The following is a 26,035-nucleotide window of genomic DNA, read 5'->3' as shown; positions in this document are numbered from 1 at the left end:
ATACTGATTTTAAAATGTTACGCAGTAGAACCCTAATTTTAATGGAAAAGGTATTCTGTATCGCCTATGCCAGTTTCACGTCATTTATGCCCTGTAAATCAAGGCTTTTTTTGCCCTTATTGCGTAACCGCCGCACGCCGTTTCCTCATGCGCTCGGCTGCCTGTCTGCGGGTAATCCGCTTCCGGCAATCCGGGCAGTATTTGACGCTGTTTGATTTTGATACAAAGAACGTGCCGCACTCACTACAACGCTTTTTATCCTCGGTCTTGAAAAGCTCTGCATACAGCAGCTTATCAAGGGGAAGTACGGCGGTCTGAAACCACTTGCATAGAAGTGAATAGGAAATAAGCTGCGGGCAGACACATTCCTCCCCGTCGTCCAGTAAGATACAGTGTCCGCGCTCGCAGTTGCAGCACTCCTTTTTTACAAGGCTGTTGACTTTCCGGCTCTGTGGCGGCGTGAGCCGCTTACCCCCGGTCATACCTCATCAGCGGCGAAAATGGCAAGCTCCGCATACTCGTTTTCTGTTAGCGGGGAGATTTTTTGTAAGGTGCGCTCTGCAAAGGGGCGCATATCCTCGTCCATGAACGGCAGCGCAGCCGTCATATTTTCCATAAGCTGTGCCTTGCTTCCCTCATGGTAAATACTCAACAGGTTCATTTCTTCAACGGTCAGTCTAATCATGCTCATACCTCCAATTCGTGATGTTTTGATTTTGCTGTCTTTTTCGGGACTTTTGGGGATTTTTCTGTTTGTAACTGCGCCCGGACAGAGGGACGGGACTGTTTCATCTCTTTCTTCCTCTCGCTTTTATCTATCAGCGCATAAATGCCATGCCTGCCCTCCAACGTGGAAAAAGAAAGGTTTTTGTAAGGGAGCATGGAAAACAGGCGTTCCATGTCCTTATCCGTTGCCAGTGGAACAAAATAGGGAGAAAGCTCTACTGCACAATGGGTCTTTTCGGGGCTGTCCGGTTCTCCAAGTCCTTTTACATTTTCTATAATCCGGCGGGCTTCCGTTTCAATCCGTCTGTCGTGCAGGGCGGCGATATGTAACTGAAAATCCCCCTGCGTATGCGGTGTTCGTTTTTTCTGCTGTTCCCTCAAAAGGCTTTTTAAGGCTTCCGGGTCGTTTGGCTGTGCTTTAAAACGTATAAACTTTCCAAGTTGCGGGTCAGTGTCCCCGTCAAAATATTGTCCGGCAGGCTTTGTCAGCTCCCCATGCTCATAAATCAGCGTGTAGTTGTCGGCAGGGATTGATTTTTCGATTACTTCCCGGAAATGCTGCAAATAATCCAGTTCATAAAGATTGCCCTTGATTTTTTCCTGCTCTGTGCCTGTCAGTTCCACCGCATAGGCAAGGATAGTATCGCGGGTCTGTTCCCCGTAAAACCGCCATGTATTATGCTGCCTTGTGTCCTTTAGAAAAACGTCCCGTTCCCGGAAGCAGCACGTCCCGGACGGGCGGGAAAACCACAAAAGCCGTTTGTCCTCCGGGATAGGGCTTACCGCCGCTTTCTGCAAAATCTGTTTGTCTATGTCAAAATCGCTCTGATAAAAAGCGGTGTTCTGTTTCATTATGGCTTCAAGGGAAGCGATAACGTCCACATTTTCAAATTTTTGTAACTTCATAGGTCAGCTCCTTTCCAAATCCTGTGTTTTCTGTTTTGCCTGTTTCTTCGGTGTCTGTTCTTTCGCTGCTTTAAGCTGCGCCCGGATAGAGGGCTTTTCCTGTTTAGCAGGCTTGCCGCGTCCTTTATCGGTTTTCAATGCTTCGGCGTATTCTGCAAGGGAAATCTGTTCCCCGGCTTTTGCTTTTTCTTCCAGTTCCGCAGCGGTCGGGGTGTTGTTTATCTGTCTGTCAATCATGTTGTAGTTTTGCTCGGTGGTCTGTTCGGCAGCTTTCAGATAGTTTTCCGGCTGCAAAAACTCCGGCACTTCCTTATAACCGAAGCTGTCTACATAGTGGGCGGTGTCCTGTCCGTTCTGATGAAGCACCACCACGTCGGAAACGGAAAGGCTGTGTCCCTTAAAATCTTTCGGGTGGTCAATATTAAAGCGGGTGTAAATATCTTCAAGAGAAGTCCCCGGCGTAAGAGGTGCGGAATAGACAAGTGTATAGTTTTTCGCGTCTACCCGGTGTCCGGCGGCAGTCAGACGGTCGTAAGGTTCAAAGTGCAAATCCCTTGTTTCGTCCCCGCCCTTAATCTGATAAATGGAAAAGGTGTCTTTGTCCTGTGGGGCTTCCTGTTCCGGCTGCTCCTGTACGGGTTGTTCTTGTGCAGCTATCTTTTGCGCCCGGATATGCGCCCGTTGTAACTCGGTAGGCTTTTCCCCGGTAAGGGGTGCAATCGCTTTGATATAATCAGCCGCATAGTAGGCATTACTGGTAAGCTGCCGCTGCCATACCCCGGCTTTTGGCGACCAACGGAAGCCGTTGCTTTTTAAGGCTTCCCGCGTAGCTTCGTCCGGCTTATCCTCAAAGAAGATTTGCAGACGGTTCGCTTCGGTGTTTGCTTCCACCTTGCCGCCGTCGAATTCCCAACCCACAAAACCGATTTCTTTTTGCTGTGAAAGGGATTTGATACGGTCTTTCACGCGCCGGATTTCCGCGCTGTTGTTGGATAACGCCCAAGTCGCAAAGGGCTTGTCCCCCAAATGCCAACTGCTCGCCATGTCCGCTTTTAATTTTTCAAGCTGTTCCGGCAACAAATGCGGGCAGCCGTCAAGGGTCTTGTGCTTACGGTAATAGGCGTTTACGGCTTTCATGGTTTCCTGTGATTTTTCAAGGCTTTCCAGTTTCTTTTCTAACTTCTGTACTGCCTGCGGGTCGTCTGCACTGATACCGCCCATGCCGGTACTGCGGATTTTATCAAGAAGTCCTTGTATGTCCTGCCATTCCCGGTAATTGCTGTCGCGGGCTGCGTTCTGCTTTTCTTTCTTCCTTGTGGGGAAGTTAGAGCCGCCCGCAATGAGGATAGAGGGAACACGCGCGTCAATCTCATAGCCTTTGTTCATGTTCGCCGCCAGTTTCCGGGCGTAGGTGTCAAGCAGGCTGTCGATTTTCTCATGGTACATCGGGTCTACCCGCTGTTTCTGCCTTTCTGCAAGCTGTACGGCTTCATCTACATAGTGCCTGTATTCAGCCGTCGCGCTGCCTTGCTTATAATCGGAAAAACTGTTTGCGTCCTTTGCACGTTTGGCGGCAGCTTCGTTGATTGTGTAATAAGGTGCGGCGGGTGCAGCTTGTTCCGGCTGTGGTGCTTCGCTGCTTGCGCCTGTATCAGCTTCCGGCTCGGTCTGTGCTTCTTTTTCCTGTACCGGGGCTGTTTCTTCGGGAAGCTCCGGCGCGGCTGCTTCTGCTTCGGGCTGTATGGTAGCTTCCTGTGGGGTCTGTGCCTGTTCGGTGGTCTGTTCCTTATCCTGTGCCTTTTGGATTTCTGCAAAATGTCCGTCTATGGTATCAATCAGACTTGCGGCGGTGCTGCGGATTGTTTCAAGAGAGCCTTTCAGTTCTGCAAGTTCTTTTCCGCTGCTCCACCCGGCGATATATCCAAAGGAATAGTCCGACGTATCAAGCCCGTAGTGTTGGCAAACGACATAGGCGACGCTTTCTGCCTGTACCTCGCGGGTGCGGCGGTCGGGACGTTCCGGCGCGTCTTTGTCTATGTCATGGAGTGTCGCATGGGCAATTTCATGGATAGCGGTCTTGATATTCTGCAATTCGTCCATGCCCTCGTTGATGAGAATACACTTTTCCTCATAATTGCAGCGTCCTTTTATACTGCCGCTTAGTGCTTCAAATCCCATAGCAAAGGGGGAAGTTTTTTCAAGGGCAGCGAAAAAATCCTGATACTGTTCCACGTCGCCCGTAAGCTCCTTTATCCCAAGGTCGGGCAACTCCTTACCCTCGGTCTGCGACACGTCAAAAACAGATACCACACGAAAGGCGGGGATTTGGATTTCCTTTTCCTCGGTAACGGCTTTCCCGTTCTTATCGAAAACAGGCTTTTGCGTGTCCGGGTCGATTTTTTCCACCTGTTTCTTAACGGTAAAGGGCGCGGGCGCAATTATCTTGATAGCTTTTTCCCCCGGCTTTACATGGCGGTCAAATTCCTTTTCCCATTGTTTATAGCCTTTTACAAGGTTGCCGCCCTGCATGGCGATAAGGATTGTATTGTTTAGGCTGTAATCATGGAATTTAGACATAGTACGCAGATAGTCGGCGTAACGGTCGCTTTCATAAATCCCCAAAATGCCCTGTTCCAGTCGGTCGGTAATCTCTTTCATTTTGTTGGCGGGCTTTTCGGAAGATAGGATAATCGGGAGAACCGGGGGCTGCTCTGTGGCAGTGGTCGGTATGGCTGCGGCAGCGTCAAGGTCTGCCTGTTCCTTTTCCTGTACTGGCGGCTGCGGTGTTACCCGATATTCCTCCGGCACGTCCCGTCCGTCATACCACTGTGTAAAGGTGTTGCGGTTGTTGTAGATATATCCCTGCTCGGTAAATCTGCCCCCGTCATTGATAGCAGCGTCCCGCCCGTATTCCTCATAGAGAAAATAGTTTTTTGCTTCTTCCGGCAGCTCCAACTCGTCCAGTTCTTCAATCAGATAATGCCCGTAATCTTCCTCGGTTTTTACGGACGGATAAATCCAGTAACAGTCAAGATTTTGTGCAAGGTTTATAATGTCCTGCAAGTCCCTTGTATGGTCGCCGTATGTGATAGCCGCAGCAAATTTTTCCCGGTCGTCGTCAAACTGCATTTTCAAAAGCTCGCCCAAATAGTTCAGTTCGTCAAGGCTTTCAAGCTCGGTCAATTTCCCTGCCAGTCCCGGAATAGAGGACTGATATTCTGTGATGTGCAGCTCCCCGTAGTTTTTGCCGTCTATCCCGATACGGTCAAAGACTTCTTTCAAATGTTCAGCAGTCGTGGGGAATGATACCCATTCGCCCGCAGGTCTGCCCTCGGTGTACTTTCCAAGATTAGAAAGATACCCGCTTAAAATCGTTTCTTCCATGCGCTCACTCCTTTCTTTCTCAATCATGCGGTGCATAAGCTCGTAGTCCTCCATGCTCATGCTCCCGTCAAATAGATAGGGGTCGGGTTCTTCGCCGCCCCGGTAGGCTTTTTCAGAAAAAGGCAGCCCCGCAGCGTGGGCGGCGGCTCTTGCTTCCTCGATAAGCTCCGGCGGCAGCCTGTCGTCGTGGGCTTCGATAAATTCCCCGATATTGCTATATCCGTTTTCGTAGTGGCGGCGCACCCCGGCGGTCAGTTCGTCAAGGTTCCTGTCCTCGCCAAGATAGCCGGAATAATAGCCGTTTACCACAACGGCGGCAGGGTCAGCCTGTTTGATTTCTTCCATGCGGCTTCTGTCCTCCGGGTAGAGAATATCGCCCATTTCAAGGTGGAAATATTCCGCGTTCCAAGAACGTCCCGTTTTCCAAAACGCCACCCAAGCGATACCGTCCCTTAATTCTTCTTGATAGTCTTTTACGGTGTCCCGTAAATTTGCCATGTGTAACCTCCTTTCCCAAAGGCAGCGCGGACGCTGCGCTTTCCAGTTTCATCATTCAGTACCCCGCGCCCGCGTTTTTGCCAAAGAGTTTAGATATTTTTTCAAGATTTCAGAGGGTTTGGGAAACTTCCCAACAAGCAAAAATCCCCGCCGTTCTCGGTAGAGAAAGCAGGAATTTTACGGAAAAGGGTACTCTTTTCCTATGCTTGCTATTCAGTTATTTTTTCTTCGGAAGCTCCACCCGGTAGTTGACATATTTCCCGCCCGTATCAGCCAATACGATAGTTCCGTCGTAGGTCTTGCCCGTCTTTGGGGAATAGAGCTTTTTCACATTTACCTTGCCGGATTGTAAGAGCGCGGCGGCAATCTTCGGGGTAAAGGTTACTTTTCGTTCTTCAAAGAAACGGTCATTTTTCCACATGGTAAAGATACATTCCTTATTGCTGCAATAGTAATTCTTCTTGCCCTCATAGACAGGAGAACCGCAGCGGGGGCAGCTTCCCAACGCTTCCCGTTCCGGCTTGAACATCTGCGCTTTATCATCAGAAAGAAACGGGTACGTCTTTACCAGTTCCCGCGCCATATTCTCAATACCCTCCATAAATGCGGCGGGGTCTGCCTTGCCTTTTGCAATCTGTGTCAGATTGTTTTCCCATTCTGCGGTAAGCTGCGGGCTTGTCAAGGTGTCCGGCAGGACGCACACAAGGTTGATACCGTCCTTTGTGGGAAGTAGCTGCTTGCCTTTTCGCTCCACAAAACCGCCCTTTACCAGTTTTTCAATGACGGCGGCGCGGGTGGCGGGAGTTCCAAGCCCTTTGCGTTCTGCGTCCGGGTCGGTGTCCTCGCTTCCGGCGTGCTCCATAGCAGAGAGCAGCGACGCTTCGTTGTGAGGTTTTGGCGGTGTTGTGTCATGTTCCGTTACCGTTGCCGCCGGATTTTCAAAGGTCTGTCCCTCGGTAAATGGCGGCAGGGTCTTTTCTGTGTCGCTGTCTGCGTCGTCCGTTTCGGGCTTGTTCTTTAAGGCTGCCCGGTAACGGCGGTCAATCTCTTTCCACCCGTCGTACAGCACTGTTTTTCCCTTTGCGGTAAAGGACTGTCCGGCACATTCAAATGTAGCCGTAACCGCTTCAAAGGTATGTACTGCGGCGGTCGCCATGAGCAGACGCGCCCCGGCAAGGGTAAGGATATTCCTTTCGCTTTCCGGCAGCGCGGCAAGGTCGGTCTTTGCAAGCTCCATAGTCGGGATAATGGCATGGTGGTCTGATACCTTTTTACTGTTCAGCACTTTTGCAAGCTCCGGCGCAAAGTCCATGCCCGCCATAAAAGAAAATTTCCCACAAAGCAGCTTGATAATGCCCGCCGCTGTGTCGCCCATGTCGTCGGTCAGAAATGCGCTGTCGGTTCTCGGATAAGTAAGCAAACGCTTTTCATACAGGGCTTGTGCAAGGTCAAGGGTCTGCTTTGCGGTATATCCGAACAGGCGGTTTGCTTCCCTCTGCAAAGAAGTAAGGTCAAAGAGCTTCGGCGGGGCTGCGGTCTTTTTCTCTTTCACAAGGGAAGTACAGACTGCTTTTGACGCTTCACAAGCAGCTTTCAGCCTGTCAGCTTCGGAACGGTCAGACAGTTTTTCGCTTGCAGCTTCCGCGCCGGATAAGGACAGGCGCACATGATAGTATTTTTCTTTCTTGAACGTGGTAATCGCCGCGTCCCGGTCAACAAGCATTTTTAAGGTCGGGGTCTGTACGCGTCCCACATTCAAGGTATGGTTGTAAAGGACAGAAAAAAGACGGGTGGCGTTGATACCGATTAGCCAGTCAGCCTTTGCCCTGCATAATGCGGAAGCAAAGAGCGCGTCGTATGCTTCGCCGTTCTTCAGATGAGAAAAGCCCTCTTTGATAGCAGCTTCTTCCATTGAGGAAATCCACAAGCGGCGCGTGGGCTTCCTGCACCCGGCAACTTCGTAGACAAAACGGAAAATGAGTTCTCCCTCGCGCCCCGCGTCGCAGGCATTGACGACTTCGGAAACGTCTGCCCGGTGCATAAGTTCCTTTAAGGTCTTGAATTGCTTTTCCTTGTCAGAAGCAACGGTGTACTTCCATTCCTGCGGCAAAATCGGTAAGCTGTCATAGCTCCACTTTTTATACTGCTCCCCGTAGGCGGCAGCTTCGGAAAGCCCTACCAAATGTCCCACGCACCAAGAAACGATATAGCCGCTTCCTGTGAGAAATCCGTCTTTCTTTTCCTTTGCCCCAAGTACGGCAGCGATTGTCTGTGCCACACTGGGCTTTTCTGCGATAACTAAAATCAATGATAATTCCTCCTTTTATCGTTCGGTCTGTCGTTTGTTTTCCAGTTTTCTCATACAGTACCCCACACAAGGGGACTGCCCCTTGTAAGGGCAGCCCGCGCAGCGTGGGGAAGAAAGCTCCGGCGGGGATTTTTCCCGTTTGCCATAGTCCGGCTTCTGTATCATCATCTTTTCAAAGGGATTGTCGGTAAACAGGGTCATACTTCCTTGTCCTCCGTTTCTTCCTCTTTGGAAACTTCCCCGGTATCTGCTTCCGGCTCGTCCTCGTCGTAATCCTCAAAGTCAAAATCTTCAAGGTCGGTGCTTCCTTTCACGTTATGCTTCGGTTTTACAAACTTAAAGTAGTAGAACGCCGCGCCGCCACCAAGCAGCACAAAGAGGACTAAGGCAAGCACCGCGCCGGGATTGCCGTCTTTTTCTTTGGGTTCTTCCGGCTGCTCGGTGGGTGTTGGCGTGGGTTCCTTGCCTGTGCAGCCTGTCAGAGTAGTTGCACATACCGGGCAGGACGTATTTACTTTTCCGGCTTCGCATTTCTCCGTACAGTTGCAGACTTCCGGTTTTTTCGTGGCTTCCCCAGTTTCGGTCAGTGCCATAAGGTCGGCTTCGTCCACTTGATTAAGGAAATGTACGGTCTGTTCCCCCTCGGCTGCCCGGTCAATGAGGATATAAAAGTAGTTGCCGCCTTTGGTGGTAACAGTGATAAGCTGCTTATTGCCGCCGAAATCGTCCACCAGTGTTGCGTTGCCCTTTGGGGTAAGGGGCGGCGTTTCCGGTTCTTCCACCACTACATTGCTGTCGTTGGTCGCGTCCTCTGTGGGTGGCTCTGCGGCTGCTCCCTGTGCATAGGCAGGGACAGAAAAACCGCCCATAAGGATAAGGGCGGCACAAAGGGCAGTCATGGTCTGTTTGAGTTTATTTTTCATCTGCATTTTCCTCCTGTTCTTCGTAGTCTGCCGCTTCGGTAGCGGGTGCGGCGTTCATGCCGGGAATACCGCCGCCGGACAGCATAGCATTTAATTCCTGCGGGGTAAGTCGCATAGCGCGTACAAGCTGCACGATTTCAAGGTTTTCCGCTTCGGTTTTCTGCGCTTCCAGTCCTTTTAACTTGTTCTGATACTCTGTGATTTTCTCGCGGGTCTTTGCGATTTCCTTATTGATACGGTCGATTTTGTTGTTTGCCATAAAATAAATTCTCCTTTCTTTTCGGGGCTGCTTACCAGTTCATCAGCCCGTAGCCTTTGATACATTGATAGTTGAGGTCATAGCTTTTAATCTTGCAGGCGTCGCCGGAATTGCCCTCAACGGTATAGACGCGGCTTCCGTCCCTGCCAAGCACAAGCCCCACATGGTCGGCAACGCCGTCTAAATCCCAGTCGAAAAAGATAGCGTCGCCCGGTGCGATATTCTCATAGCCGCGTGCGCCCCATTGTCCCCTTGACTGGAACCAAGGAACGCCCTGCCATTCGCAGCCCGCAAAGCGGGGTTCGCTTTTTCCGGCTTGATTGTAGCACCATGACACAAAGCAGGCGCACCATTCCACGCGGCTGTTAAAGCCGTACCAAGACCAGTAAGGGTAGCCGCCCACGTTTCCGACCTGCTGTTTTGCAAGCTCCATAAGCTCCGGGTTTCCGGGACGTGTGCCGTTTACAAACTCCACGCCGCTTAAATCCTCGGACGGGCTTCCGTCGGGAGAGCCGCCGCCAAAAATCAACGGTTTGTTGCCCTGTGTCTGTAAGTACACCTTGAACATTTCAAACTGCTGTGGGTTCAGCAGTTCTTCCGCAAGGGAAGCAATCGGCTTGTTTGTCAGTTTCACATTTAAGATACGGTATTCGTATTCTTCCTCGTTGCCCTCCTCGTCGGTGGTGGTGCGTATCTCGATTTCTTCCGTCAGCGTCAAGGTGTACTGTAAGCCGAACAGCCGTTTTAGCTCTGCCTGTGCGCTCTGCGGGGTGTAACTCTGCAAAAGGGCAGTCAAGTACGACGCTAATTCGTGGGGGTTATGCCCGATAGTATCAAGGTCATAGCGGTATTCATCATAGCCGCTGTGGGTGCTTTCGATATTGTCAATTTCCTGTTGCAGCTCATTTTCCATTGCAGCATAGCTCTGTTCCGTTGCCACAAGGTCGCTGTCCTCGGACGTGTAGGAAGTCCCTAACACGCTGTTCATGCTGCCGGAAAACATTGCCCCACAAGAGGAAAGCCCTACGGATACCATGATGAACAGAAGCAGCGCGGCGATAGCGATTATCACGCCTGCCGGGTGTCGTCCTGCAAAGGCAGCCGCTTTCTTTGCTGCTGTTTGGGACGCTCCGGCGGCAGCTTTGGCGGTGGCTGAGCCGCTTTTCTTTACGGTTTTTGCATACTGGCGTTTGATTTTCTGTTTCTGCATGAACCGGGAAAAGGGATTGCTTGTAAGCTGCGGGTTCTCCTGCAAGGCTTTGTGATACTGAAAATTGACGTTTGCCTTAAACGCTGCCTGTTCTGCCTTTGCCGCTTCCCGGTAGGGTTTCAGCTTATGGCTGCGGTAGCCCTGTTTTAATTTTCTTGTCCCGTACCTTGCGCCGCGCTCGGCAAGTTCCTCCGATTTGTGCGCGCCCTCCACACCGGAATTATCTTTCTCGACGCTATGGATTTTGTTGTGAACAAAAATACCCGCTTCCTGCGCGGGGTGGGATAACGGGTTACTGTGGGCTTTGCCGCCGGGTATCGGCTTTTCCTGTTCTTCAAAGCGTAAACGGGTCTTTGCCTTTCCGGTGGTTTCCTCAAAGGTGCGCTCTTTTACAAGTTTCTTCTGCTTCGGGAGAGCTGCCTTTGCTGCGTCCAGTTTGTCGGCTGCTTTTTCCGATTTTTTGATGTAGGGTTGCAGTTTTGGCGTTTCCCGTTCCTCGTCGGTAAACTGCAAGCGTGAAGTGGAAGTACGCAAAACAGCCGCTTCCTGTGCTTTCTTGACTGCCTTTTTGCTTGCCTTTCGGGTATGGGCTGCGTCAAGGTGTTCCATGACACGCTCTGCGGTAGCGGTGTCCGGCTGTGAAAAGTCGCTGTCTGCTTCCCGGCTGCTGATACGCTCGGCAGTCTGCTGTGTTTCATTGATTTCCACCGCACCGTCGCGGGTCATTTTCTGCGTGATTTTATCGCGTGGTTTTAACTGTTTCATAGGCTGCTCACTTCCTCCGGCTTCGTCGTCATAATGCGGTAAAGCTCGGTATCTTTCGGGAAATGGTCTACAAAGGGAAGCACCACATTCCCATAAAAGATAAGTCCCTCGCCTGCTTCGGTGTGGGTTACATACTTCATCTGCTGTGGGCTGATATTTAACTGCTTTGCAAGGATAGCCCGGTCGCCCTGTGCCTGATTGAGCATGAGGACAAAATCAGAGTTTTCAAAGATATTTTCCACCTCGCGGGAAGCAAGCAAGTCCTTAATGTTCTGCGTGATAGCTGTGGGTATGCCTCCCCATTTTCTAAAACGCTTCCAAATCTCCACACTGTAAGCGGCGGTCTGTTCCTCTTTTAAGAGCAAGTGAAATTCGTCCATATAGTAGCGGGTAGATTTCTTTTCTGCCCGGTTAATGGTAACGCGGTTCCATATCTGGTCTTGCACAATGAGCATACCTAACTTTTTGAGCTGCTTCCCAAGCTGCTTAATGTCAAAGCAGACAAGGCGGTTAGAAAGCTCCACATTCGTTCTGTGGTTGAATACGTTAAGACTGCCGGAAACATACAGCTCCAATGCCGCTGCAATGCGGGCAGCTTCCGGCTCCGGCTGTTTTAACAGCTCGTCGTAAAGGTCGCCCAAGATAGGCATTTTTGCCGGGTCGGGGTCAGCAAGGTAGTCCCGGTACACATTCCTTACGGCGCGGTCAATGACGGTCTTATCAACGGGCTGCAAGCCCTCCTTGCCGCCAATGACAAGCTCGCAGAGGGACAGGATAAAATCACTTTTCAGTGCAAGGGGGCTGTCGTCCTCGCTGTAATTAAGGTTCATATCCATAGGGTTCACATACTGGGGCTTGCCGTCCATGCCTTTCCCGGTCGGGGATAAGCGTATCACTTGCCCGCCAAGCCGCTTGACAAGGGCAAAATACTCGGCTTCCGGGTCGCAGATAAAAATATCATCGTCAGTAATGAGAAAGGCGTTTGTGATTTCCCGCTTTGCCGCAAAGGATTTTCCGCTGCCCGGTGTTCCCAAGATAAGCCCATTCGGGTTTTTAAGCTGCTTGCGGTCGCAGAGTATCATGTTGTTGCTTAAAGCGTTCAGCCCATAATACAGGGCAGACCCGGTCTGAAATAGCTCCTGCGTGATGAACGGGATAAAAATAGCGGTGCTTGATGTGGTAAGTCCCCGTTGTATCGGGATAAGGTTCTCCCCCAAAGGGATAGAGGACATCAGCCCCGCTTCCTGCTGATAGTCAAGACGGGTCAGGGCGCAGTTGTATTTCTGTGCAATGCCTGCCGCCGCGAAAATGTCATTTTCCAGTTTCCGCTTCGTGTCTGCCATGTTTACCACAAGGAACGTGAGAAGAAACATTCGCTCGTTGCGGCTCTGTAAATCCTGCAACAGGTTCTTTGCTTCATTTCCAAAGGTGGCAAGGTCGGACGGGATTATATCCATATCGTAACCGCTTCTAACCGCTTTTTTCTGTTCCTCAATCTTCATCTTGTCAAGGTCAGTGATTTTGCGCTTAATGGTCTTGATTGCTTCCGACTGGTCGATACTTTTAATGTGGAGATTGACAATAACGCCTGTTTCCAAGTCCAACATATCCGCTAAGATACGGTCGTTTAACTCCGGGGCAAGGATTTCAAGGAACGATACCGCCCCCGTCTTTTTCCCCATAGCAAAGTAGCGTCCCTCCCCGAACTTGAAAGAGGACGGGGCGATAAAGTCCTTTGTGGTAAGCCCCGTCGGGGTCAGCCAGTCATAAGAGAATGAGAACGGCTCGCCTGCCGGGTGGAATACCCCATGCAGCACCTTTAGGCGTTCATAGCCGGATAAGGGGTGCGCCGATACCCCAAGCACCTTAAAATTATTGAGTACGTCTGTTTCAATACGGGAAAGCCGCGCCCTTGCTGCCGCCGGATTGTCCGCTTCAATGGAAAATGTGATGTACTTATGCTTGACAAGCCCGTTGTTCCCTTTGGCAAGCTGCGATTTCAGCATATCGGAATACTCAGTGCGGATAGAGTTAAAATCGTCATTTTGCAGCGGGATATGGATTGCCAGCGCTGCCTGTTCCTGCTGTGAGCCTTGATTGATGAAAGAAAGCTGCACGTTCACGCTTGCGTCAAAGTAGTTGAGAAAATCGCACCAGTTTTCAAAAATGGCGGTCTTATCGTCTGCCTGTGCAAGCTGATAGTTGATGTCCTCAAAGGCAATGCTCTTTGAATATTTCCGCTGTGCCACTTTGCAGATACCGTCCGGGTACATGGCAAGGTAGGGAATGGTCTGCTGTGCGGTGTGGGCTTTGCCGTCCCCCTTTGCCTGCCGGATAACCGCCGCTATCTGTTTCTTTTCCGCGCGGGTCAGCTTACGCCTGTTTCCTGCGGCTTCCCGCGTCTTTTTTGTCTGTCCTTTTGACAATCGCTGATACCTCCTTTTCTAATGCCCGCTGTTTCTCCAAGAGTGCATACAGGTTTTTCGTCTGATACGGTCGCACTTTGGGGCGGGTCAATTTTGTCTGAATGATGTTCTTTACAACCACTTCAAGGGGCTGCCCATGCTTTTCATACATGGCAACCAAGAAGCAGGGAAGCATGACGACAATCATTGCCATTGCCGCAAGGCTCGTCCCTGCGCTGTCTTTGAACAAAAAGAAAAGTGGCAGTCCCATAAGAAGTGCCACTGAAAAACAAAGGATTTGCCGCTTTGTCAGATTGAAAGCGACTTTTGTTTTGACTTTGGATAAGTCTTTGGGTACAGGTACATACGCCAAGAAAAAACCTCCTTTCTGCCCTTAGTGGGCGTTGAATATAGATTTTGCCAGTGCGCCGGATTTGAACAGGGAGAAACAGAGGATAACGGTATAGGCTGCAAGGGAAAAAATCGCGCTGTGCAGGTTGTCCGCTAAGACCATTTCGCCTACCAAAACCGCATAAATGCCGACGCATATCATAATGAGGAAGCCTTGAAAACCAAGTGCAAACAGCCCCTTTAGGTAGTTGTTCCCAATCTGTCCCCATTCCCGGTTTGTCATGGTGGCAAAAGGGATAGGGGAAACGGAACAGTAGGCGTATATCTCAATCATTCTGCCGTAGAGGATAACGGTTATCAGTACGGACATGATTTTCATACAAAGGCTTACAAGGCTCGTTTCCATGACAAGTAACAGTAGTTCGGGGATTTCCATATCTTTTAGTCCCTCCTGCATGGCGGCAAGGGCTTCGGTTACGTCGATATTCGTATCGCCGCCGATTACCCCCGCCGCGCCGGACACAATATGCTGCGCCATATCAAACACCGCCATAGTAATATCAAAGGTATGTGTTACCAAGAAAACGGCAACAAAGGCTTTGAAAAACCACTTAAAGAACATGAATGTGTCAACGTCGTGCATATTGTTTTTTTCCGTTACCATGCTGATAAGCTCATAACAGAGGACATAGGTAATGACAAGCCCCGCAATGGGTACAATCACATTTTCGGACAGATTTTGTATCATGTTGAAAATGTTCGCGTTCCACCCCTGCGGGGTCTTGCCTACCTCCGCTGCAATGGTGCCTACTTTTTCGTTTACGTCCCCGAACATCGTTGACAGATTACCGTTTATCGCGCCGATAAGGATTTCCTTTATCCATTCGTTAATCGCGTCAAGTATGCTCTCCATAGGCTACCCTCCGTAAACTTATCCGAACAGACCGGAAAGAAGCGGTACAAGGATAGTGCCAATAAGGGCAACGCCGCCGCCCGCCATAAGCTGCTTAATGCCCTGTGATTTTGCACCTGGGCTGTCGTTTCCATATCCCTCTAAGAGGTTGATAACGCCCCAAATGCCTAAGCCTGCGCCCAGTGCGATAACAAGGGTCTGTAATACGTCGATAGCAGAGTTAAAAAATTCCATAAAGCTCCTTTCTGCCGCAAATGCGGCTTGCCCCATAAAAGGGCATAAAAAACGGCGGTCAGTTTTGTAACTGCCGCGGTCATAAGTCCCCGCGCTGCCTATGTGTCTGCCGCGCGGCGGTATTCAGTTGTTAGCGATAGGAATTTTTGTAGGGGCGCGTATTCTGTAAGTTATCTGTTTCTTTGTTCCTGCGTCAATTCCTCCTTTCGCTGCTGCTCATACAGGGTTTCACACCGTTTTACAAACTGCCGGATAGCTGCCTGTCGCTGTTGCTCCCGTCGCTCGGCAATGAAAATAAGCCCGTTTATGGCTTCTGTGATTTTCTTATCCTGTTTCTTTCGGATACGTCTATTCATGGGCGGTGTCCTCCTGCAAATCTGCTTCGCTGATTTCGTAATAGTCAAAGGGTTCGTCCGGCTTCACAAGGGCGGGTCTGCGTCTTAAATGCTTTTCCATATCAAAAGTATTTTTCTTGTCATAGTCGGACAGGTATTTATAGTTGGGGTGTTTTGTAATGTCGTACTTATCAGAGAAGAACGGGCGCACCCCTCGTAGCTGCAAGATACATTTCCCGCCGTCCATGACTGCTATTTCATCTTCCGTCATAAGCTGCTTGCCTAACTTCTGATAGTTCAGTCCATGTGATACCTCCCGCCCCCGGTTCTCGGAAGTGTTGAAGCTGTCAATGGTTTCTTTCCCCAAGATTTCCGACATTTCTTTGAGGGTGGTTTTCTCCTTGCCGCCCAAGAACAGGGTGGTGTCGCAGTTGCCGGCTATGGTATCGGCGTTGTCCTTGTAAATGGCTTTTAGCTGCGACTGGCTCTGCAAAATGATTGAAGCGGAGATTTCCCGGCTTCGTATGGTGGCTATGAGCTTTTCAAACTTCGGTATCTGCCCGAATAGCGATAGGTAAGCCTCTGGCGTTTCCACCTCGGGCTTTTCCCCCGCTCCACACCGTGCGTGATAGTTTCCCATCACACGGCGTTCCACCGACTAAGATTACTTTTTAGTGCCTATATAGTCCTCGAATTGTATTTCCTCCAACTCTCTGTGTTTTCGGAGTTTATTGATTTTATCTTTCATTTCTTCGGTCAACTGTAAGTCTTTAAGCAACTTTCCAATTTTTACAGGATTCGTTGCTCCAACCAGTTCTGACACCTCTTTTGACAGGATAATCAAATTCCTGTAAGTGTCGTTTCGCTCTCCCTTACATGGTTTGATATGCACACATACCATATCTGATATTGACAGGGCATTGTGCGTTACCGCACATTTGCCTTTTTGTGCGATATATCTCGAAAGAGCGTTGTCTGCCATCTCCAACGTAGGGTAGAGATGTGCATTTTCCATCATGTATTTCATAACATCGTAACTGATACAGTTTTCGATGTCTGAATACTTCCTCACATATTTATTGACTTCACGCCTTTTATATTTGGGGTATTCATAAGCCACATATCCAACAGGGATAATCATTCTTCCCTTTATCCATCGGAACTGCTTAGACTTTCCATACTTTTCCTGAATAAACTTGCTGGTTATCTCGCCTTGACGTTCTATGGGGTAACAGCGGTTATTATGATTCATGCCGTTACTTTTTCCCGTTACTTTAAAGGCGATTTCCGCAAAGTCTGCTGATACCATAGTTGCCATACAGTAATAGTTGTGCATTCCCATAACCTTTGCATTATAAAGACTTATATTTCGGTCTATCTCGCTTTGTTTGCTCGGATCCTTTATGTCTTTCCAAACGTCACTTAGCTTTTTAATGACCTTTGCTTTACTCTTGTCTGCCATGTGGGAACGTATTACCCACTTACTGCCTTTTGGTACAACCTTAAATTTGATACCGAGGAAAGTAGTGTAATTCTTCCGCAAGTTTGTGATACCCGACTTTTCTCCACTGGTCTGTAAATGCAGATTTTCTGCCAACCAGAGTTTTGTGGCACACATTACCTTTTTCGCCGTTGCATAATCCCGACAGAATAGCTTAAAATCATCTGCATACCTTACGATATACATTTCTTTCAAATCGGTTTTTGCTCTCAGCTTATTCCATTTCTGCGTTCTGTCTACTGTGAGGACGTTTCCCTCTTTATCAGTCTTGTTAAACTCTAAACCTGTTTTACCCTCTTTGATTTTGAACATTTCCCACTGACTGGCAATCCACCAATCCAGTTCATTCAATACAACATTTGCAAGAAGTGGGGATAGAATCCCCCCTGTGGTGTACCCGTTTCGGGAGTGATTATAATGTCATTGAACAGGATTTCCGCTTTCAGCATCTGCTTGATTATCATAATCAGCTTTCTGTCCTGTATGCCGATTCCCCACAACTGCCGAATCAACTTACTGTGGTCGATATTATCAAAGAAGCCAACAATGTCTACATCTACTACAAAGTGCAGATTCTGCAACTGTGCCATTTTATAGCATTGTGCGATTGCATTCTGCGTTGACCGATATGGTCTGAAACCATTGTTCCGCTCATGAAATTTCGCTTCACAAATCGGCTCCAGTATCTGTAAGATACACTGTTGTATCAGTCTGTCCCAAATACTCGGAATCCCTAATGGGCGGGTTTTTCCGTTGTCTTTCGGGATTTCAACTCGTCTAACCTTTTTTGGCTGATAATAGTTCAACTTATTTCTGACGGTTTTAATGACCGATTCGATGGGCAGTGACTGTATCGCTACAATCGTTTTCCCATCTGTGCCGGGAGTTTTGCTCCCACTGTTTTTACAGATATTTCGATATGCAAGTATGATATTCTGCTCTGACACAATCAACGGCATGAGCCTGTCAAATGTCTTTCCATTCTGGCTGTCCTCAAATAATCGGTAGCCTGTTTCTTTAGCGTCATACCTTTCTGCATTTCGCTCTGCTTTGTTTACAATTCGTTTTGCCATAGTAACCAGCTCCTTATCAGAGAATGATTTTTTCTTAGTCGCACCACGACAGCTATGAAAATCTCCATTTTGGTGATTACTATATAGGCATGAAAGAAAATCTTAGTATCGGCTTGAGGCTATCCCTCCACCGCTTATTGTTACGGCTTCACAGGTACTGTACCTCTACTCTCACAGCCACTAATGCACTTATTATAGAAAGGCTCTTTCAATCCCTTTCCTTTTCGATACAACTACGGTACTTTTTCCGCTGATACAGTCAGCTCCCGTATTGGCTGCTTTCCACGTTCCGCATAACTTAGGATTGTTGCCACTTAGGTCGTTCCTTTAGCCCTGCAAGCATTATCTTCGAGCGAATCCCTCAAGATACCTGTGTCCTGTAAACACAGAGGGCATTTCATACTAACAACTTTTACTTTGCCCCGCTTGCGTACCCATTGGTACACTTGCATTTCTGCAAGCCATTCGTTTAGAGCCGTACATTCGGAATCTTTGTCAGACCGCCTTTTTGGTCATTCTAACCATATGGCAACCCCACCCGCACTGTCACACACAACCCGTACCTCTACGAATCTTTCCTCGCCATTAAGCGTTAGGGTGTGCTTCGCACGACTTCCCCGAGCTTATAACCCCAACCGTCTGTATTCGGCTGACGCTATTCGGAGTATTAGTGAATCCCCTTCAGGGCGTTACCCCGTCATTTGAGATTTCAGTTATGCAGTTCTCTAAAACCACATTTATTTAATTGTTTGTGACTTTAGGCTACGCTTTTGTCGGTTATTCCCACCGTTTTAGGCGTAGAACGTGTCACACTATTTGCAAACTCGTCTAACAGACAGCGCACATGGACTGGCAGCCTGCCGCCGTATTCATCATCTGCCTTGTCGCAAAGCAGATTGAAAAGCTGCGTGTAAAGAATACTCACAACAAAGTTAAATGTATCGTCGGTGTCGGAAATGATAACAAACAGGGCGGTCTTGCGGTCGCCTATGGTGTCAAGCTCCATTTCGTCGGTTTCCATAAGGTCGCGCAGCTCTTTAATGTCAAAGGGGGCAAGCCGCGCACCGCAGGAAATGAGGATAGAGCTTCTTGTCTTTCCCGCAGATAACAAAAATTTCTTATACTGCCGGACGGCAAAGTGTTCCGGGTCTTTTCCCTCCAACCGTTCAAACATAAGGTCAACGGGGGACTGAAATTCCGGGTCGTCCTCGCGGGCTTCCGACGCATTTATCATTTCAAGCAGCGTCGTGAAGTTCTTTTCTTCCTCCGGGGCTTCGTACCAAATGTAGCCGATAAGGGCGCAGTAAAAGAGCCGTTCCGATTTTACCCAAAAATCCTCCCCGGCTTTTTCCCCGTCCCCTTTGGTGTTGGCAATCAAAGTGTTTACCAGTTTCAAAATGTCTTTCTCGCTGCGGAGATAGGCAAAGGGATTGTATTTCATGCTTTTTTTGAAGTTAATCGTGTTCAGCACTTTTATCCGGTAGCCGCCCCGATGCAAGAGCCTCCCGCACTCGACTAAAACCGTACCTTTCGGGTCAGTTACAACGTAGCTTGAGTGCATTTGCATTAAGTTGGGCTTCACGAAAAATCTCGTCTTGCCGCTGCCGCTTCCCCCGATAACAAGGATATTTTTATTCCTTGCATACTTCGGCTGCTTTGGGCGGCTGTTCATGGTAAGCCGTTCCGTCTGTGTCAGCAGCACATTATTTTGAAATACCGGGTCGGTGTAGGGCTTAATATCTTCGGCAGTCCCCCAACGGGCAGAGCCGTATTCGATACCTTTGCGGTATTTCTTCGCGTTCTTGCCTTTTACATAGACAATCAGCCGGATAAGGACAGCCCCCACAATACCGATAAGCAAATCCATACGGGCAAGGCTCGGAAGCGGATTTGTAAAGGCAGCGGAAAAGCCGTCTGCAAGGGAAAGCACCTTGCCGGACAGGTCAGCCCCCGGCGCAAGGCGTACCACCTGCCCGACTTTATCAAAGAGATACACAAAGAGCAGATAGGGAATGTTGGGAAGCAGCAGCTTTTTCCAGTTGATAGCGTTCATCTTGCAATCCCCCTGTCTTTGTTTTTTACTTTGTCCCGCTGCGCGTTCAGAGCCGCCGCCTTTTCTTTGAGGGAAACAATCAGCTTGCGGATAGAGGGCTTTTGTTCCTGCGTCAGCTTCTTTGCGGAAAACTCCTTAAAGGCTGCGGTCAGTGCGTCCGCGTCCCGTCCCTTGAAAAACACAAGATAACGGGGCGGGGTTTCGGTGCTGTCTTTCTTTAGGGCAAAGTCAATCCCGTATTTTTTCGCCGTACTCTCAAAGGCTTTGATATTGTCCTTTGTGATTTCAATGTTGGAAACGCCCGCGTTCTGCTTCATAAGCTGCTTTAGGGTCTGCTTTCCATGCGGGATTTTCTGTCTGTCATGCTGCTTTTTCATCTGTGCAAGCAGGGCTTTCATAGCCTTTTGGAGCTGCTGTGCCGTCAGCTTCCCGGTCTTGATGTAAAGGGCTATGGTCTTTTCGTTAGTTTCCTCCTGCAATGGGTGTCCTCCTTTCGTGTTCTATGGTGGTATGTCCGCCGCCGGGAAGCGGGGCGGGCATGAAAAAAGAGCGTCCGCTTTCACGCCGCCCTGTTAAATCCGTACCCGCAGCCCGGAAAGGTCTGCCGCCCGAATACCCACAAGATACCAGTTGTCCCCGTACTCCATACGGGTCGGCTTCCATTTGCCCCGCACAAAGACCTCCATGCAGTCGCCGCAATGCAAGCCCCCGTAATAGTCGTTTACGTCAAAGCGAATGTCGTAGCGGTCAGCGGTTTCATCAAAAATCAAAGCTCCTGTTTTCTGTGTCATCATAAAATCCTCCTTTGGGTTGGTTTACAGGCTTTCGCCCTCGTTGCAGGTGTAATCGGGTATGCCCTTGCTTCTTGCCGACTGGATAGTACGCCCGCCGTACATATCGTGAGATACAAGGGACGTGTAATAGTTGCCAATCGTAGACGGGGCATTGAAAAGGGCAGCTTTCATGTACTGCTTGATGTTGCGGATTTTGGTGGTGTTTTCCTGCATACAGTCCAGTACAAAGCGGATATGTTCGCTGTTCAGTTTCATAAATTTTGCTTTTACAAGCTCTGCCGGGTGGTCGTCCCCGGCGATACGGATTGTTCTTCGTTTGGTGCAGACAGTTTCAAGAATAAGGGCAAGGATTTCCTCTATCCTGTCCCGGTCAAGGTATCTATCCTGTATCAGATAGTCGTACTCGATATTGTCCTTGATGATTTCCTCATACACGCTATATGCGTCTGTCGTTTCCTTTCGCTTCCGTTCCGGCGGCTGTGCCGCGTCCTCTAAGGGAGAGGGATTTAGGGAATGGAAAGGAATGGAATGGGTACTTGATATATCTGTATTTAATTTTTCTTTTGTTGGTAAGTTAATCTTTAATAGTTCTTTATTTAATTGCGTTGGATTTTCCAACGTAGGTTTTTCCAACATAGGCTTTTCCAATGTTGGATTATCCAATGTTGGTTTTTCCAATGTAGGTAAATCCAACTTAGGCGGCTGCTCATAGATAACATACGTTGTACCGCGTAAGCATCCTTTCTCATCACGTTCCCTTGAACGCTGTATATATCCGGCATTTTCCAGTTCCCGTACTGCTTCCCGGATAGCGTCAATCTTTTCCCGGTTGATAAGGGACAGTCCTGCAAGGGTGTAGTCCCAATCTTCGGGAAGTGAGAGCATTTGCGACAACAAGCCCTTTGCCTTTAAGGAAAGCTCCTTGTTGCGTAAATGGTGGTTGCTCATAACGGTATAACCTTTGTTCTTTTCCACGCGGAAAACTGCCATAGCTTCGTCATTCCTTTTCGTTGGATTTGTTACGCAGTAGAAACGCGGTTTTGAGGGAAAAGGTATCAACCCTTGTCTTTCTCATTTCCACGCTCTAAGAGCCGCATAAATCAAGGCTTTGTTTGCCCTTACTGCATAACACGAGGGCATAAAAAAAGCAGCGTTCCTGTTCTCCTGTGTAGGAGTGAGAAACGCCGCCTTATAGGTGGTGCTTATTTTATTTTTTCTTTTCGACGTGCCGCGTAAGGTGGTGCAGCGGTCTATCCGGCAGTCCGCAGGTGCTTTTTGCATATCAAGGCTCAATTCATTAAAAGTAGTAAATGAGTAGTAAAATCAATCTGCAAACCTGCGAATATGCCTGCAAATCAAGCATTTTTCAAGACAATCAACTAATTTAATTCAAAAAATATGCAGGAAAGGAGCTGCCAGGATGGAGAATGAAAAAGGAATAGTTAAATTGACTCGTAAGCAGCTCTATGATGAAATATGGGCTCTTTCAGTTGCAGGGGTAGCCAGAAAATATAACTTGAATTATGGTAAACTGATAGCAACTTGTAAAGTAGAAAATATATCTTTTCCTTCTTCTGGTTATTGGACTAAGAAGAATATGGGAAAAGATGTATCGAATGAGATTGTAGAATTTTCTGGATTGGAAGATACAGAAATTTCATTGATAACGAAAGACGCGGTTGTTAAGCGTATTCGGAAAGCTAAGGCAGAAGTAGTAGAGAAAGTGCATACTGACGTAACAGAAGAATTGGACGTAGTAACCGAGGAGGATTTACCGCAGAAAAAAACGGACAACATACCTGAGTGGCCGGATGAAATTCTTGATTATTTGGATGAGACGGAAAGAAATAAAGTATTAGAATATGCATGCAATCTGCAGATAAGTCAAAGTACACGATTGCATAAAATGTTGGTCCAATACAAGAAGGATATTGCAGATTATAAGTCAAAACTGAAAGAAGTACAGAGTAGACCATACTATAATTCAAGACATAACAAACCAGAAAACGAGCCTGAATTCTTTAAGGAAATGTCTGATGAGTGTATGTCACGTGCAATTGCAATATTAGATACCGTATTCAAAACAATTGAATCTTTAGGTGGAAGTATTAATAGTGATTTGTCTGTAAAAATTAGAGGAGATATTGTTAGATTTTGTATGGTTGAGAGTCAAGACCAAGTGAAGCATGAAATGACTAAGCAAGAGGCACAGGCGCTCGTAAAATATAATGATGATATCAAAAATCATAGATGGGCTTCAAAACCGCAAATTAGAAAGTATGACAAGGTATATAATGGTAAACTTCGTATTGTGTTTGGGGCGCGAAGCTACATAAGAGATAACGATTCTGAAAAATTAGAAGATAGACTGGGTGATATTTTGGTTACCCTGTATGAGAAGGCAGAAGAGAATAGAATTGTACGAGAAGCACGTGAAGAGGCAGAACGTAAGAGAGTTGAAGAAGAGAGACGCAGAGAAGAAAATAGACAAAGAAAAGAACAAGAAATTCGTCTTGTAAAAGAACTTGTAAACAAAGCTGAAGACTATAGAATTGCAAAGGAAATAAGAGAATATATTCAGGCTATGATAGATAGTGAAAATGAAGATATTACTCCAGAATGGATTGAATGGGCTCTGAAGAAAGCTGACTGGTATGATCCGTCTATAGCGACTGAGGATGAATATCTGGGAAAACGTCAGCATGAAAAAAGTGCTGAAGAAAAGGAAAAATCTTTACAAGACAGTATCAGAAAGAGCTGGTATTGGTAAAAATGAATGCTTTATGGAAGTGCATCAGAACTTCGTGCAACCCTGGACTATGATTTTGCAGAGGGAAAAGAAGTTTAGTTATAAAAACTTGAGCATGGAAGAAATTATTCACCACCTGGCGTTTTTTGTATCAAGATTATGGCAGATACATGTATTCGGAGAAGGAAATACACGAACTACGGCAGTATTTTTTATTAAATATCTTAGAACACTTGGATTTGATGCAACTAACGACATTTTTGCGAAGAATGCATGGTATTTTAGAAATGCACTTGTTAGGGCCAATTATAACGATTTGAAAAATGGTGTTCATGAAACAACCGAGTATTTGGAATTGTTTTTAAGAAATTTATTGTTGGATGAGAAGAATGAACTTCATAATCGTACGATGCACATTAGTGGAAGGTCTGCAGAAGTGGACATTGAAAGAGTAAAAGTGGACATTGAGAGTGGAGAAGTGGACATTCGAAATAAATTACTTTCTTTCTCAGATACGATTTCATAAAAAACAATAAATCATACAGTAGAAATATTTTCAAAATGTGGAAAAGAAAATTGTTTCGGAAGAACGATAGTTGAAGAAATTACTGGATTAAAGCCATCAGGAGCTTCCAAGTTAATAAAACTGTTGGTTGATAGTGAGGTAATCGTACCTGTAACAGGACATGGAAAAGGAAAATATCGCTTTCAATAAAAGTGAACATTGAAAGGGTGTTAATGCCATTCGCAAAAATGTCCAAAACAAATCGGCGTACTGATATATTACCAAATTTGGTAGCAGTAAAAAAGAAGATGGGACGCCTAATGGAAGAAGTTCCCGCGTAGAAAGCTCCTTCGGGAGCTTTTGGCTGTTTATAAGATAAATTCTGTCGGAGGTTTTGATTTAATGATTTGATTTATAAAACTGACAATGATACAATTAGCGTAATTTGTAAGAAAGCAGAGAAAATATGAGTGAAAAGTTACTGATTGTTGAAGATGACAAAAAATTAAATGATGGAATCCGTCTGGCTTTAAAGAATGATGCTTATTTCTTTTATCAGTGCAGAACTTTGCAGGAAGCTAGAGAAATCTTGAAAAAGGAAGATATCACATTGGCTTTATTAGATGTGAATTTGCCGGATGGGAATGGGATTGATTTTGTAAGAGAAATAAGGAAAAATAGTCAGGTGCCGATTATTCTGCTTACAGTAAATAACATGGAAGTAGATATTGTAACAGGATTGGAAGCTGGGGCAAATGATTATATTACGAAACCGTTTAGCTTGATGGTTTTGCGTGCAAGAGTGTCTGTGCAGCTTAGAAATAAAGAGGCAGCAGCTAAAAATTCTATGGAGCTTGATGGCTTTGAGTTCTATTTCGATAAAATGGAATTTTTCAAAGATGGAGAACCTATTGAACTTAGTAAGACAGAACAAAAGCTCCTTAGAGTGCTGTGTGAAAACAGAGGAAAAGTATTGAAACGGGAATATCTGATTGACGAGGTATGGCAGGGAGATACAGAGTTTGTGGATGCTCATGCTCTGACTGTTGCAGTCAAACGCCTCAGAGACAAATTAGAAGATGATACGCAGAAGCCTGAATATGTCAAGACGGTTTATGGAATTGGTTATACATGGGCGGTGAATGGATGATAGAAACAATTATGTTGATTGTAGTTATATTTGTCCTGAGCGGAGTTTTTTGGTACAGCTTTTTTTATCAGAAAGAAAAAAAGCTTTTTAACCGGTTGCAGCAAATGCTGGATTGTGCAATAGATGGAGAACTGGAACGGACAGAAATATCAGAAGAAAAGTATTCTGCTCTTGAAAACAGCATGAAACAATATATAGACAGTAGCTTTCTGGCAGGAAAAAATCAACAGGAACAGAAAGAAGTGATACAAAAACTTATTTCAGATATTGCGCATCAGACACTGACTCCTATTTCAAATCTGAAAATCTATGGAGAAATACTCTCTGAAGTGAGTAATGAAAATCAGGAGGAGATATCTACCATTTTGGAGCAAACAGAGAAATTAGATTTTTTGATACAATCATTGGTCAAATTATCACGGATGGAGAGTGGAATTATCGCAGTACATTCGGAGGATACTACTATTAAGCAGATGCTTGAATCTATACAGCAGCAGTTTAACGTAAAAGTAAGGGAAAAGAATATTACTCTGAGCCTATGTGACACGGATTTGCATGTTCGATGTGATTCAAAATGGACCGTGGAGGCACTCGGAAATATTGTAGACAATGCGATTAAATACACAGCATGTGGGGGAAATGTTCAGATAAAAGTCGAGCAGTATTCTTTTTTCGTAAAGATTGATATCATTGATGATGGCATTGGAATAGAAAAAGAAGAAATACCAAAGATATTTGGAAGGTTTTATCGGAGTCTGTCAGTGGCAGACCAGCCAGGAGTAGGAATTGGCTTATTCCTTGCAAGAGAGATCATTCAGGCACAAAAGGGGTATATAAAAGTGACATCAAAGAGAGGAAAGGGTTCTACATTTTCTGTGTTTCTTCCGATAGCAAAGAAGGAATAGTATCAAAACTGTGACATTTCAGAAACCAGATGGAGACATTGTTATGATAAAGTCTGTATTGTAAAGATCAATACAGGCTTTTTTGATG

At 47.0% G+C, this 26,035-nt stretch carries 22 protein-coding genes and 3 pseudogenes; 4 read left to right on the top strand and 21 right to left on the bottom strand.

The genetic code is table 11. The annotated features are described in order from the left end of the window. Positions 1-116 precede the first annotated feature (116 nt). The 21 genes and pseudogenes from C7E02_RS08445 to C7E02_RS08350 form a co-directional block, all read right to left on the bottom strand. Positions 117-482: a cysteine-rich VLP domain-containing protein gene (locus C7E02_RS08445; RefSeq protein ID WP_105309325.1), complete on the bottom strand. Its 366-nt coding sequence runs from the start codon at positions 480-482 to the stop codon at positions 117-119. After that, positions 479-691 (bottom strand): transposon-transfer assisting family protein, encoded by a 213-nt coding sequence (locus C7E02_RS08440; RefSeq protein ID WP_005933795.1) that lies wholly within the window; start codon positions 689-691, stop codon positions 479-481. The genes C7E02_RS08445 and C7E02_RS08440 overlap by 4 nt, the downstream gene beginning before the upstream one ends. Then, positions 688-1,632, bottom strand: a complete 945-nt coding sequence (locus C7E02_RS08435) for a hypothetical protein (RefSeq protein ID WP_105309324.1) — start codon at positions 1,630-1,632, stop codon at positions 688-690. The genes C7E02_RS08440 and C7E02_RS08435 overlap by 4 nt, the downstream gene beginning before the upstream one ends. Positions 1,633-1,635: 3 nt before the next feature. Continuing rightward, the gene (locus tag C7E02_RS08430) at positions 1,636-5,514 is read right to left on the bottom strand and encodes an antirestriction protein ArdA (RefSeq protein WP_105309323.1); all 3,879 of its coding nucleotides are present in this window, start codon (positions 5,512-5,514) and stop codon (positions 1,636-1,638) included. A 217-nt stretch (positions 5,515-5,731) separates the two neighbouring features. Further along, the gene (locus tag C7E02_RS08425) at positions 5,732-7,822 is read right to left on the bottom strand and encodes a DNA topoisomerase 3 (protein WP_054344402.1); all 2,091 of its coding nucleotides are present in this window, start codon (positions 7,820-7,822) and stop codon (positions 5,732-5,734) included. 15 nt (positions 7,823-7,837) lie between these two features. Further along, positions 7,838-8,023, bottom strand: a complete 186-nt coding sequence (locus tag C7E02_RS08420; RefSeq protein ID WP_015529206.1) for a hypothetical protein — start codon at positions 8,021-8,023, stop codon at positions 7,838-7,840. After that, the gene (locus tag C7E02_RS08415) at positions 8,020-8,745 is read right to left on the bottom strand and encodes a DUF4366 domain-containing protein (protein ID WP_162496218.1); all 726 of its coding nucleotides are present in this window, start codon (positions 8,743-8,745) and stop codon (positions 8,020-8,022) included. The genes C7E02_RS08420 and C7E02_RS08415 overlap by 4 nt, the downstream gene beginning before the upstream one ends. Further along, positions 8,735-9,004, bottom strand: a complete 270-nt coding sequence (locus C7E02_RS08410) for a DUF4315 family protein (protein ID WP_105309321.1) — start codon at positions 9,002-9,004, stop codon at positions 8,735-8,737. Before C7E02_RS08410 ends, C7E02_RS08415 begins: the two co-directional genes overlap by 11 nt. A 31-nt stretch (positions 9,005-9,035) precedes the next feature. After that, the gene (locus C7E02_RS08405; RefSeq protein WP_439362997.1) at positions 9,036-10,823 is read right to left on the bottom strand and encodes a CHAP domain-containing protein; all 1,788 of its coding nucleotides are present in this window, start codon (positions 10,821-10,823) and stop codon (positions 9,036-9,038) included. Between the two features lie 152 nt (positions 10,824-10,975). Further along, on the bottom strand, positions 10,976-13,405 hold the full coding sequence (locus tag C7E02_RS08400; protein ID WP_035394372.1) for a VirB4-like conjugal transfer ATPase, CD1110 family: 2,430 nt from the start codon (positions 13,403-13,405) through the stop codon (positions 10,976-10,978). Beyond that, positions 13,353-13,757, bottom strand: a complete 405-nt coding sequence (locus C7E02_RS08395) for a PrgI family protein (RefSeq protein WP_105309320.1) — start codon at positions 13,755-13,757, stop codon at positions 13,353-13,355. The genes C7E02_RS08400 and C7E02_RS08395 overlap by 53 nt, the downstream gene beginning before the upstream one ends. Before the next feature lie 21 nt (positions 13,758-13,778). Further along, positions 13,779-14,648: a VirB6/TrbL-like conjugal transfer protein, CD1112 family gene (locus tag C7E02_RS08390; protein WP_015529210.1), complete on the bottom strand. Its 870-nt coding sequence runs from the start codon at positions 14,646-14,648 to the stop codon at positions 13,779-13,781. 18 nt (positions 14,649-14,666) lie between these two features. Continuing rightward, positions 14,667-14,882 carry a Maff2 family mobile element protein gene (locus C7E02_RS08385; RefSeq protein WP_105309319.1) on the bottom strand — a complete coding sequence of 72 codons (216 nt, stop codon included), beginning with the start codon at positions 14,880-14,882 and terminating at the stop codon, positions 14,667-14,669. A gap of 170 nt (positions 14,883-15,052) precedes the next feature. Further along, complete coding sequence (locus C7E02_RS08380) at positions 15,053-15,238, bottom strand: hypothetical protein (protein ID WP_105309318.1); 186 nt, start codon at positions 15,236-15,238, stop codon at positions 15,053-15,055. Beyond that, a pseudogene (locus tag C7E02_RS08375) lies at positions 15,231-15,779 on the bottom strand (type IV secretory system conjugative DNA transfer family protein); the annotation flags it as partial. The pseudogene C7E02_RS08375 and the gene C7E02_RS08380, both read right to left, overlap by 8 nt. Positions 15,780-15,881: 102 nt before the next feature. Next, the gene (locus tag C7E02_RS19730; RefSeq protein ID WP_330406762.1) at positions 15,882-17,069 is read right to left on the bottom strand and encodes a hypothetical protein; all 1,188 of its coding nucleotides are present in this window, start codon (positions 17,067-17,069) and stop codon (positions 15,882-15,884) included. Next, entirely contained in the window at positions 17,066-17,791 is a 726-nt protein-coding gene (locus tag C7E02_RS20230; RefSeq protein ID WP_201885414.1) for a reverse transcriptase domain-containing protein, read from the bottom strand. Before C7E02_RS20230 ends, C7E02_RS19730 begins: the two co-directional genes overlap by 4 nt. An 814-nt stretch (positions 17,792-18,605) precedes the next feature. Continuing rightward, positions 18,606-19,844: pseudogene (locus C7E02_RS08365) on the bottom strand (VirD4-like conjugal transfer protein, CD1115 family); the annotation flags it as partial. Next, positions 19,841-20,323 (bottom strand): PcfB family protein, encoded by a 483-nt coding sequence (locus C7E02_RS08360; RefSeq protein WP_074430170.1) that lies wholly within the window; start codon positions 20,321-20,323, stop codon positions 19,841-19,843. The gene C7E02_RS08360 and the pseudogene C7E02_RS08365, both read right to left, overlap by 4 nt. A 93-nt stretch (positions 20,324-20,416) precedes the next feature. Then, positions 20,417-20,635, bottom strand: a complete 219-nt coding sequence (locus C7E02_RS08355) for a DUF5348 domain-containing protein (protein WP_004611927.1) — start codon at positions 20,633-20,635, stop codon at positions 20,417-20,419. A gap of 24 nt (positions 20,636-20,659) precedes the next feature. Next, positions 20,660-21,628 carry a DUF6017 domain-containing protein gene (locus tag C7E02_RS08350; RefSeq protein WP_105309316.1) on the bottom strand — a complete coding sequence of 323 codons (969 nt, stop codon included), beginning with the start codon at positions 21,626-21,628 and terminating at the stop codon, positions 20,660-20,662. 430 nt (positions 21,629-22,058) lie between these two features. Between C7E02_RS08350 and C7E02_RS08345 the strand changes: the two genes are divergently transcribed. The 4 genes and pseudogenes from C7E02_RS08345 to C7E02_RS08325 all read left to right on the top strand — a co-directional run bounded on the left by C7E02_RS08345 (position 22,059) and on the right by C7E02_RS08325 (position 25,947). Continuing rightward, on the top strand, positions 22,059-23,408 hold the full coding sequence (locus C7E02_RS08345) for a hypothetical protein (RefSeq protein ID WP_105309315.1): 1,350 nt from the start codon (positions 22,059-22,061) through the stop codon (positions 23,406-23,408). A 6-nt stretch (positions 23,409-23,414) separates the two neighbouring features. Then, positions 23,415-24,102: pseudogene (locus C7E02_RS19390) on the top strand (Fic family protein); the annotation flags it as partial. 256 nt (positions 24,103-24,358) lie between these two features. Beyond that, complete coding sequence (locus C7E02_RS08330) at positions 24,359-25,042, top strand: response regulator transcription factor (protein ID WP_105309314.1); 684 nt, start codon at positions 24,359-24,361, stop codon at positions 25,040-25,042. Next, positions 25,039-25,947, top strand: a complete 909-nt coding sequence (locus C7E02_RS08325) for a sensor histidine kinase (RefSeq protein WP_105309823.1) — start codon at positions 25,039-25,041, stop codon at positions 25,945-25,947. The genes C7E02_RS08330 and C7E02_RS08325 overlap by 4 nt, the downstream gene beginning before the upstream one ends. Positions 25,948-26,035 lie beyond the last annotated feature (88 nt).

The sequence above is a fragment of the Dorea sp. Marseille-P4042 genome (assembly GCF_900290215.1).
GTDB classification, from domain to species: domain Bacteria; phylum Bacillota; class Clostridia; order Lachnospirales; family Lachnospiraceae; genus Dorea; species Dorea formicigenerans.
The sequence above is the reverse complement of the archived record's forward strand: the minus strand, read 5'-3'. Positions and strand labels throughout refer to the sequence as shown.

What these genes read in the sequence shown, in the direction of transcription:
- C7E02_RS08420 (WP_015529206.1), bottom strand. Translation starts at nt 8,023, where the DNA reads ATGACCCTGTTTACCGACAATCCCTTTGAAAAGATGATGATACAGAAG.
- C7E02_RS08445 (WP_105309325.1), bottom strand. Translation starts at nt 482, where the DNA reads ATGACCGGGGGTAAGCGGCTCACGCCGCCACAGAGCCGGAAAGTCAAC.
- C7E02_RS08330 (WP_105309314.1), top strand. Translation starts at nt 24,359, where the DNA reads ATGAGTGAAAAGTTACTGATTGTTGAAGATGACAAAAAATTAAATGAT.
- C7E02_RS08390 (WP_015529210.1), bottom strand. Translation starts at nt 14,648, where the DNA reads ATGGAGAGCATACTTGACGCGATTAACGAATGGATAAAGGAAATCCTT.
- C7E02_RS08410 (WP_105309321.1), bottom strand. Translation starts at nt 9,004, where the DNA reads ATGGCAAACAACAAAATCGACCGTATCAATAAGGAAATCGCAAAGACC.
- C7E02_RS08405 (WP_439362997.1), bottom strand. Translation starts at nt 10,823, where the DNA reads ATGGAACACCTTGACGCAGCCCATACCCGAAAGGCAAGCAAAAAGGCA.
- C7E02_RS20230 (WP_201885414.1), bottom strand. Translation starts at nt 17,791, where the DNA reads ATGGCAAAACGAATTGTAAACAAAGCAGAGCGAAATGCAGAAAGGTAT.
- C7E02_RS08355 (WP_004611927.1), bottom strand. Translation starts at nt 20,635, where the DNA reads ATGACACAGAAAACAGGAGCTTTGATTTTTGATGAAACCGCTGACCGC.
- C7E02_RS08415 (WP_162496218.1), bottom strand. Translation starts at nt 8,745, where the DNA reads ATGAAAAATAAACTCAAACAGACCATGACTGCCCTTTGTGCCGCCCTT.
- C7E02_RS08435 (WP_105309324.1), bottom strand. Translation starts at nt 1,632, where the DNA reads ATGAAGTTACAAAAATTTGAAAATGTGGACGTTATCGCTTCCCTTGAA.
- C7E02_RS08350 (WP_105309316.1), bottom strand. Translation starts at nt 21,628, where the DNA reads ATGGCAGTTTTCCGCGTGGAAAAGAACAAAGGTTATACCGTTATGAGC.
- C7E02_RS08325 (WP_105309823.1), top strand. Translation starts at nt 25,039, where the DNA reads ATGATAGAAACAATTATGTTGATTGTAGTTATATTTGTCCTGAGCGGA.
- C7E02_RS08345 (WP_105309315.1), top strand. Translation starts at nt 22,059, where the DNA reads ATGGAGAATGAAAAAGGAATAGTTAAATTGACTCGTAAGCAGCTCTAT.
- C7E02_RS08385 (WP_105309319.1), bottom strand. Translation starts at nt 14,882, where the DNA reads ATGGAATTTTTTAACTCTGCTATCGACGTATTACAGACCCTTGTTATC.
- C7E02_RS08440 (WP_005933795.1), bottom strand. Translation starts at nt 691, where the DNA reads ATGAGCATGATTAGACTGACCGTTGAAGAAATGAACCTGTTGAGTATT.
- C7E02_RS08430 (WP_105309323.1), bottom strand. Translation starts at nt 5,514, where the DNA reads ATGGCAAATTTACGGGACACCGTAAAAGACTATCAAGAAGAATTAAGG.
- C7E02_RS08380 (WP_105309318.1), bottom strand. Translation starts at nt 15,238, where the DNA reads ATGAATAGACGTATCCGAAAGAAACAGGATAAGAAAATCACAGAAGCC.